This is a genomic window from Pseudomonas sp. PS02303 (assembly GCF_029959925.1).
GTDB lineage: Bacteria > Pseudomonadota > Gammaproteobacteria > Pseudomonadales > Pseudomonadaceae > Aquipseudomonas > Aquipseudomonas mandelii.
Map to the genome: position 1 here is coordinate 1 of NZ_JASCOM010000257.1, position 8267 is coordinate 8267.

General features: G+C 58.9%; 8 protein-coding genes. 4 read left to right on the top strand and 4 right to left on the bottom strand.

The window, feature by feature from the left end; all coding sequences use genetic code 11:
• Nucleotides 1–178 precede the first annotated feature (178 nt).
• Nucleotides 179–637, top strand: coding sequence for a transposase (locus QMX98_RS29440; protein ID WP_221107020.1), 459 nt, complete (start codon nucleotides 179–181; stop codon nucleotides 635–637).
• A gap of 101 nt (nucleotides 638–738) precedes the next feature.
• On the opposite strand, the gene QMX98_RS29445 is transcribed toward QMX98_RS29440, so the two are convergent.
• Entirely contained in the window at nucleotides 739–1347 is a 609-nt protein-coding gene (locus tag QMX98_RS29445) for a TetR/AcrR family transcriptional regulator (RefSeq protein ID WP_083376004.1), read from the bottom strand.
• Nucleotides 1348–1481: 134 nt separating this feature from the next.
• Here QMX98_RS29445 and QMX98_RS29450 point away from each other — a divergent pair, with 134 nt between their 5' ends.
• A complete protein-coding gene (locus QMX98_RS29450; RefSeq protein ID WP_010456870.1) occupies nucleotides 1482–2396 on the top strand; it encodes a DUF808 domain-containing protein in 915 nt (304 codons plus the stop codon).
• A gap of 189 nt (nucleotides 2397–2585) precedes the next feature.
• Here the strand turns inward: QMX98_RS29450 and QMX98_RS29455 are convergent, their stop codons facing one another.
• Nucleotides 2586–3374 (bottom strand): VacJ family lipoprotein, encoded by a 789-nt coding sequence (locus tag QMX98_RS29455; protein WP_010456868.1) that lies wholly within the window; start codon nucleotides 3372–3374, stop codon nucleotides 2586–2588.
• Nucleotides 3367–4665, bottom strand: coding sequence for a serine/threonine protein kinase (locus QMX98_RS29460; RefSeq protein WP_282411791.1), 1299 nt, complete (start codon nucleotides 4663–4665; stop codon nucleotides 3367–3369). The genes QMX98_RS29455 and QMX98_RS29460 overlap by 8 nt, the downstream gene beginning before the upstream one ends.
• Nucleotides 4666–4889: 224 nt before the next feature.
• Here QMX98_RS29460 and QMX98_RS29465 point away from each other — a divergent pair, with 224 nt between their 5' ends.
• Nucleotides 4890–5258: a hypothetical protein gene (locus tag QMX98_RS29465; RefSeq protein ID WP_282411792.1), complete on the top strand. Its 369-nt coding sequence runs from the start codon at nucleotides 4890–4892 to the stop codon at nucleotides 5256–5258.
• Nucleotides 5259–5383: 125 nt separating this feature from the next.
• Here QMX98_RS29465 and QMX98_RS29470 read toward each other — a convergent pair whose 3' ends face one another.
• Entirely contained in the window at nucleotides 5384–6979 is a 1596-nt protein-coding gene (locus tag QMX98_RS29470; protein WP_083376006.1) for a beta (1-6) glucans synthase, read from the bottom strand.
• A 299-nt stretch (nucleotides 6980–7278) separates the two neighbouring features.
• Here QMX98_RS29470 and QMX98_RS29475 point away from each other — a divergent pair, with 299 nt between their 5' ends.
• Nucleotides 7279–8130 (top strand): glycine betaine ABC transporter substrate-binding protein, encoded by an 852-nt coding sequence (locus QMX98_RS29475; RefSeq protein ID WP_010456861.1) that lies wholly within the window; start codon nucleotides 7279–7281, stop codon nucleotides 8128–8130.
• Nucleotides 8131–8267: the final 137 nt, after the last annotated feature.

Sequence of the window (8267 nt, forward strand, 5' to 3'; positions counted from 1 at the left end):
CAGGCTCACTCCTACAAGGATCGGGGTTGGACACAAAATGTCTGAACATCACAAATCCCCTGTAGGAGTGAGCCTGCTCGCGATAGCTATCTACCTGACACATCCAGCCAAAAGTTTGTCCCGTCTTCCTTAATCCACAGGACTAGCCTTCTCCTGACCTGATCATGGGAGGCAAGGAATGCCGGATTTACCTGCTGCACACCGATTGCGAGTCGGGCGCTATGCCGAAGCCAGCCGGATTTATTTGTTAACCAGCAATACACTTCACAGGATCCCGGTTTTCAAGGATTTTACCTTGGGCAGGCTGGTCGTCGATCAATTTCGAAATGCGCAGAATCTAGGCTTGGCGAACTCACTGGCGTGGGTAGTCATGCCCGATCATTTTCATTGGTTGATTGAATTACAGCAGGGCTCTTTGAGCGAGTTGATGCAAAAGACCAAGTCGATGAGTACCAAAGCGGTGAAGCAGCGTACCGGTCGAAATATTAGCCTCTGGCAGAGAGGATTCCATGATCGGGCACTTCGGCGGGAGGAGGATTTGGTGAAGTTGGCGAGGTATGTCGTGGCCAACCCTTTGCGGGCTGGACTGGTGGAGAAACTGGGCGATTATCCGTTGTGGGATGCGATTTGGGTTTGAGTTGGGACCGAATCGCCTCGATCGCGAGCAGGCTCACTCCTACAGGGGAATGCATTCCAAATGCAGGAGTGAGACTGCTGACGATAAGCCGCAGCGCAGTCTCACTGATCCGGCTCACACCCCTTCAGCACCAGCCGAATTATCGTCTGCGCCGCCGCTTCATAGTCCTCTTCATCCAGCTTGGCCTTGCCAGTAATGGCCGTGATCTGCCAGTCAAAGTCAGCATAGGTCTGCGTCGCGGCCCAGATGCTGAACATCAGGTGGTTAGGGTCGATCGGGGCGATCTGGCCGCGGTCGATCCAGGTCTGGATGCAGTCGATGTTGTGCTTGGCCTGGCCGTTGAGCTGTTCGACCAGGTCGGCACTCAGGTGCGGGGCGCCGTGCATGATTTCGCTGGCGAATACCTTGGAGGCGAAAGGCAAGTCGCGGGAGATGCGGATTTTCGAGCGAATGTAGCCACTCAGCACTTCGCTGGGCACACCGTCGGCGTTGAACGGCGTCGACGCCTGCAGAATCGGCTCGATGATGCTTTCCAGGACCTCGCGGTAGAGGTTTTCCTTGGATTTGAAGTAGTAATAGACGTTGGGCTTGGGCAATCCCGCCTTGGCTGCGATATCACTGGTTTTGGTCGCTGCGAAGCCCTTGTCGGCAAATTCTTCACTGGCGGCACGCAGGATCAGTTCTTTGTTGCGCTCGCGGATAGTGCTCATAAACCAGGGGGTTCCTTGCCTGTTCTGGCGGTTGCGCATGGTATCACCGGCCTCGCGCGGCGCTCAAGAATGCCCCGTGTGGCGCTCGGTCGCGCTATGCTGCGCGGCATTCATTCAAGAAGGAAACCTGATTTATGGCAGGAAGCAGTTTGCTGATGCTGATCGACGACATCGCCGCCGTTCTCGACGATGTGGCGTTGATGACCAAAATGGCCGCCAAGAAGACCGCCGGCGTGCTCGGCGACGATCTGGCGCTCAATGCCCAGCAGGTCAGCGGCGTGCGTGCCGAACGGGAAATACCGGTCGTTTGGGCCGTGGCCAAGGGCTCGTTTCTCAACAAACTGATCCTGGTGCCGTCGGCGCTGGCGATCAGCGTGTTCATCCCGTGGCTGGTCACCCCACTGTTGATGGTCGGTGGCGCCTACCTGTGTTTCGAAGGTTTCGAGAAACTCGCCCACAAATTCCTGCACAGCAAGGCTGAAGATCAGGCCGAACATGCGGAGCTGGTCGAAGCCGTGGCCGATCCGGCCGTTGATCTGGTGGCGTTCGAGAAAGACAAGATCAAGGGCGCTATCCGCACCGACTTCATCCTGTCGGCGGAAATCATCGCCATCACCCTCGGCACCGTGGCAGATGCGTCGTTGACTCAGCAGGTTATCGTGCTGTCGGGTATTGCCATCGTCATGACTATCGGTGTCTATGGCCTGGTGGCGGGTATCGTCAAGCTTGATGATCTCGGCCTGTGGCTGACCCAGAAGCCCGGGCAGATGGCCAAAAGCATCGGCGGCGGGATTCTGCGCGCAGCGCCGTACATGATGAAAGGCCTGTCGGTGATCGGTACGGCAGCAATGTTCCTGGTGGGCGGCGGGATTCTGACCCATGGCGTGCCGGTGGTTCATCACTGGATTGAAAGCGTCAGTGCAGGGGCGGGCGGTGCCGGGTTTATCGTGCCGACGTTGCTGAATGCGGTGGCGGGGATTGTGGCCGGAGCTGTGGTGCTGGCGGGTGTGATGGTCGCCAGCAAAATCTGGAAAACACTGAAAGGCTAGAAGCTGGGCACTTTCCAAGTGTGGGAGCGAGCCTGCTCGCCATAGCGGTGTTTCAGTCAGCATAGATGTTGACTGTGCTGGCCCCATCGCGAGCAGGCTCGCTCCCACATTGGTTTTTTGGTGTTTGAGAGACCTCATAAAAAAGGCCATTCGACGCGAATCGAATGGCCTTTTTTGTTACCGCCGGATTTACTCGGCGATCTGCAACTTGCGTGACTCGGTGTACACGTAGCGCACCTTCTCATACTCGAACGGCGAGTTCAGCTGGCCGTAGCGGAAGCTGTTCTGGTAGCGCTTGTCGACGCCGCGCAGGGCCCAGACCTCAGGATGGTTGGAGCTGACTTCCGAGACGTTCAGGAAGTTGATCGCCGATTCGGCGCTGAAGTCCACCACCAGGCCGCCGGTGTCGCGGATGTTCGACGGGCCGAGGATCGGCAACACGAAATAAGCGCCGCCCGGTACACCGTAGAAGCCCAGGGTCTGGCCGAAGTCTTCGCTCTGGCGCGGCAGGCCCATGGCCGTGGCCGGGTCCCACAGGCCGGCGATGCCGATGGTGGTGTTGAGCAACAGGCGTGCGGTGGTTTCCATCGAACGCTTGCCCTTGAACTGCAGCAGGCTGTTCATCAGGTTCGGCACATCGCCGATGTTATTGAAGAAGTTGCTCACGCCGGTGCGCAGGAAACTCGGGGTGATGTAGCGATAACCGTCGACTACCGGCAGGAACACCCATTGGTCGAAGCGGTAGTTGAAGTGATAAACCCGGCGGTTCCACTCTTCCAGCGGGTCGTAGACGTTCAGCGCATTGAGCGTGGAACGTTCGAACTCGCGCTGATCCAGCCCCGGGTTGAACTTGAGTTTGCTCAGCGGTTCCTTGAAACCGTCACTGTCGACCACGACAGGTGCGTTGGCTTTGCTGTTGTCGGCATTGGCGACGCCTGCACAGAGTAACGCAGCGATAAGCAGGAGGTATTTAGCCACGGAAGAACTCCAGCATAGCGTCGCTGTTGACGCGGTAATTTAGGTTGCCGCAATGGCCGCCCAGTGGATAAACGGTCAAACGGTCGCCAAAGGTCTTGCGCAGGAAACCGAGGTCGCCAGGGCCGAGAATCACGTCGTCGGCGTTGTGCATGACGGCGATTTTCGGGCTGTCGTGCAGGTAATCCTTGAGCGCATACAGGCTGACCTGGTCGATCAGTTGCAGCAGGCTGCCGCCGTCGGTGCGGGCGCGCCACATCGGGATCACTTGTTCGGTGATGTAGCAGTCGAAGTCGCATTGCAGCGCACGCTTGAGGAACGGCGTGAGGCTGGTGCCTTCGGTGATCGGGTATTTCGGCGGGGTGATCAGGCCGCGACGGTTGATCAGGTCCGAGGTGAAGGCAATGTCGGCCGCCGAAAAGCGGAACGAAGTGCCGATCAGCATGGCCATCTGCTCGTTGGTCAGGTGCTGCTTGGACTGCTGGAAGTCGTAGAGCAGGGCATCGTTGAGGTCGATGTAGCCTTTTTGCTGGAAGTAGCGAGTCAGTTTGTTCAGCACCAGTTCATAAAACGTGGTGCTGTTGTTGATGCCCTTGACCTCGGTCTGGACCAGCTTGTCCAGGTTGGTGATCGAGGTGTAGAGGTTGACCGGCGGGTTGAGCAGCAAGACTTTCTTGAAGTTGAAGCTGCGACGGGTTTCGTCCAGGTGCGCGACGAAGGCCGCGTCCAGCGCGCCCAGGCTGTAACCGGTCAGGTAGTAATCGGTGACGGCAACGTGCGGGTTTTGCGCCCGGACGGCCTGCATCACCCGGTACATGTCTTCGGCGTCTTCCTTGGTGATACCCGGTGTGGCAAAGCGTGAGGCCGCGCTCATAAAGTCGAAACTGGTGGGCGACGACAGTTGCACCACGTGATAACCGGCCTTGTAGTAGAGCTTTTTCAGGTACTCATTGAGGCTGCTGTCATAACGCGCACCGGTGCCGGCGATCAGGAAGATCAGCGGCGCGGCCTTGTCCTGGGTGGCAATACGATAGGTCAGCTTTTTGACCGGCCAGAAATTGTCTGGCAGTTCGAATGCACGCTCCGGGCGCAGAGTCACGCTGCGAGTCTGCTGATTGATGTCGTCGTCCAGCGGTAACTCCGGGCGCAGGTCCGGCGGAGTCGTGGCAATGGTCGCCTCGAACGGGTTGGTCAAGGGGTAGCCATAACTGGCGGCGTCGATATCGACCGCCAGTGCGGACGCACTCAAAATAAGGCCGCCAAACAGGGCGGCGAAGCGCAAGGAACGGAGCATGACTAGATCCCTTAGAGGAAGGTGCCGAATGAAGTTCGCAGGCTATGACCACGGGGTTTGCGCCAAAGTGCCATGCTGCGGCACCAATCTGGGCGAATTTCGGATCAATAGTAGCTGGACGATACACTTTGCAGCTATTTCGTGACTAATTATCTGTTACGCGCGTTTGCTTAGCGCTGCCGGAGGATTAAGCTGGCCGCCGTTTTCGTTTATTGGAGTGCTTCATGTCCCGCCGTCTGCCCGTGATTCTGCTACTCGTTCTGCTGCCATTATGGCTGGCCGCCAGTTATGGCGCGCGTTATGGCTTTATGGAGGATGCGCAGTGGGTTGGCATCTGCGTGGACGAGGCGAGCCGCTGGGAATGCCAGATTCGTTCGAACCTGGGCTTGATGATTCACTTCAAGGTGTTGGGCTTTGCTGCACTGGCCGCTGCGGTCATCGGGTTTGTGGTGCCGGGCCGGGCAGGGTGGTGGCTGGCGGTGCTGGCGCTGGTGTTCGGGTTTCCGGCGCTGGCGTTGTACAACACGACCTTGGCCGTTTTCGCGGTAGTGATTGCGGGGTTGCGGCTGGTCCGGGCCTCCCGTAGCGCCTGATAGTCCGTCTTCGCGGGCAAGCCTCGCTCCTGCAGGATCTTCGTCGTACACAACATCTGTATTCGCTGAATAACCCTGTGGAAGCGTGGCTTGCGCGTGAAGAGGCCACCTAGCTGCGCTGAAGATTACGCCTTGCGAACCCGCAAACAGCGCCACAACATCGCCACCATCAAAACACTCACCAGCGCCCAACCCCAGGCTTGCTGGTTCTGCAACCCTTCACGGAACAGCTGCGGTGCAATGCCGGCGCCAATGATGAAGGTCAGCAGGGCGATTTCACGGCGCGCCGCGCTCACTGGGCGGCACAGGTAAACCAGCGCCGGCAGTATGAAGGCGACACTTGGAAAGCTGCGATAACGCGGGTCGATCACCAGTTCAAGCATCATCACCGCCGCCGCAAAACCTGCTCCGGCGACCAGCCAGCCTGCTCGACGCTCCAGTGCATTGAACGCCCGCTCACGCCAACCGGTACGAGCGCTCAGCGTCAATGCAGCATGCGCCAGCACCAACAGATTCAACCCCGTCAGCAACGCCACCCACAACCATTCACTGGCAAAGCGCGTCGTGACTCGCGCCAGATCACCCCAGGCGCCAATCGAGCACGCCGCCAGTGCGCCGAGCAGCGGCAGCACCAGTGCAGCGCGGGTGGTGCGTACACGCCCGCCAAGGATCAGCGTGCCAAGAAAAATCAAACCGCCAACGGCCAGCCACTGCGACCAGTACGGCACGTTCGACACGGGACCGGCCAGCACGCCCTTGTCCTGGCGATCGGCATCGAACAGCCCCCAGTAACCACCGACCGCACCTTCGCTGGCGCGCTTCCAGGGCTGGTCGAAAGCTTCGATCAGGTTGTAATGCCAGCCTTGCTGCTCGGCCATGATGACAAAACCGCGAATGAACTTGGCTTCGTTAACCCGGCTCGGCAGGGCGGTTTCGCGCTGACGGCCTTCGCTCGGCCAGCCGGTTTCGCCAATCACCACGTCCTTGGGCGCGAATTTGTTGCCGAACACCTGACGCACTTCGGCCACATGCTGCAGCGCGGCGTCGATGTTCGAGGGATCATCTTCCCAGTACGGCAGCAAATGGATGGTCAGGAAATCCACTGCCGGGGCGATTTCCGGGTGCTTGAGCCAAAACTCCCAGACATCGGCGTAAGTCACCGGTTGCTTGACCTGGCTTTTGACTTTATTGATCAGCTTTGCCAACTGCGCACCCGTGACTTCCTTGCGCAGCAGGGTTTCGTTGCCGACGATCACCGAGGTCACCACGTCCGCGTTGGCGTTGGCCGAGGCGATCAGCAGGTCGACTTCTTTCTCGGTGTCCACCGGGTTGCTGTTGACCCAGGCGCCAATCATCAGTTTCAAACCATGCTTGCGCGCCAGGTCGGGCAACGCCTCGAGGCCGGTCATGGAATAGGTGCGGATGCACTCGAAGCTTTTGGCCAGCAGCGCGAGGTCGGCGTCCATGCGCTCGGGGCGCAACTTGAACGGCACGTCGAACGGCGACTGGTCCTTGTCGAACGGGGTGTAGGAGGCGCATTGCAGCTTGTGCGTCGCGCTGGCCACGTCCGGCAGAATCACCGGTTTGCCAAGGCCGTACCAAAAGCCGCCAAGGGCAAACAGCCCCAGCAGGCAAGCGAAGAGATAAGCCAGAAAAGGAAAGCGGGAGGTCGCGGGCATGGTCAGGCCGTCTGGGAGCAAAGCCGCGCATGTTACCTTCATTTGCCCCGCGCTAGGGGGCTTGCATGATTTTGACATGCAAAGTTCGGGCGGATTGGTCGGCGCACTCCAGGCGGTCGTGATTAATGGCGTTCTGATGTCGTTTCTCGATGCCTTGAGGTCGCTGACAGCACAGGTTCCGGTTGTCGTCAGGTTGATTATCGAGGCATCAGTGCTCTCATGGAAAATCACGCTGATGTTCGAACGAGTTTGCGGTGGGCGTGATGGGGGCGCTGTGCACCATAACAATACGTTGACGCGACTCGGCACCCGTCGAGCGCAGCACTTTCGGGGAAGTAACGATGAAGATGCGACGACTTTTAGGCGCAGGTGCCGCTCTGGTGCTCGCGATTGGCTCCACAATGGCCAATGCCGAGAGCAAAACCCTGAGCATCGGTTACGTTGACGGTTGGTCCGACAGCGTCGCGACCACGCATGTGGCCGCCGAAGTGATCAAGCAAAAGCTGGGTTATGACGTGAAACTGCAAGCCGTCGCCACCGGGATCATGTGGCAGGGTGTGGCCACCGGCAAACTCGACGCCATGTTGTCCGCCTGGCTGCCGGTGACTCACGGCGAATACTGGACCAAGAACAAGGATCAAGTCGTCGATTACGGTCCGAACTTCAAGGATGCAAAAATCGGCTTGATCGTGCCGGAGTACGTCAAGGCTAAAACCATCGATGACCTGAAAACTGACGACACCTTCAAAAAACGCATCGTCGGCATCGACGCCGGTTCGGGCGTGATGCTTAAAACCGAGCAGGCGATCAAGGATTACGATCTGACCGGGTATCAACTCAAGGCCAGTTCCGGCGCCGGCATGATTGCCGAGCTGACCCGTGCCGAGAAGAAAAACGAATCCATCGCTGTGACCGGTTGGGTACCGCACTGGATGTTCGCCAAGTGGAAACTGCGCTTCCTGGACGACCCGAAAGGCGTTTATGGCGCGGCTGAAACCGTGAACAACATCGGCAGCAAAGAACTGGCCACGAAGGCGCCGGAAGTTGCCAAGTTCCTGAAGAACTTCCAGTGGGCCTCGAAAGACGAAATCGGCGAAGTCATGTTGGCGATCCAAGACGGCGCCAAGCCTGACGCCGCAGCGAAAGATTGGGTGGCAAAACACCCTGAGCGCGTTGCAGACTGGATCAAGTGATTTGAGCTGACGGCTCTAGTCAGCACCTCTCAAGGCCCCTTGGCATATTGCCAACGGGCCTTTTGTTTTTTTTGTAGGAGCCCGGGGTGGGCGGGGCCGCGGGCGGGGGGGGGGCCGGGGCCCCGCCGCGCGGGGCG

Coding starts and splice junctions, on each gene's coding strand:
- QMX98_RS29440 (WP_221107020.1), top strand. CDS start 179: ATGCCGGATTTACCTGCTGCACACCGATTGCGAGTCGGGCGCTATGCC.
- QMX98_RS29445 (WP_083376004.1), bottom strand. CDS start 1,347: ATGAGCACTATCCGCGAGCGCAACAAAGAACTGATCCTGCGTGCCGCC.
- QMX98_RS29450 (WP_010456870.1), top strand. CDS start 1,482: ATGGCAGGAAGCAGTTTGCTGATGCTGATCGACGACATCGCCGCCGTT.
- QMX98_RS29460 (WP_282411791.1), bottom strand. CDS start 4,665: ATGCTCCGTTCCTTGCGCTTCGCCGCCCTGTTTGGCGGCCTTATTTTG.
- QMX98_RS29465 (WP_282411792.1), top strand. CDS start 4,890: ATGTCCCGCCGTCTGCCCGTGATTCTGCTACTCGTTCTGCTGCCATTA.
- QMX98_RS29470 (WP_083376006.1), bottom strand. CDS start 6,979: ATGAAGGTAACATGCGCGGCTTTGCTCCCAGACGGCCTGACCATGCCC.
- QMX98_RS29475 (WP_010456861.1), top strand. CDS start 7,279: ATGAAGATGCGACGACTTTTAGGCGCAGGTGCCGCTCTGGTGCTCGCG.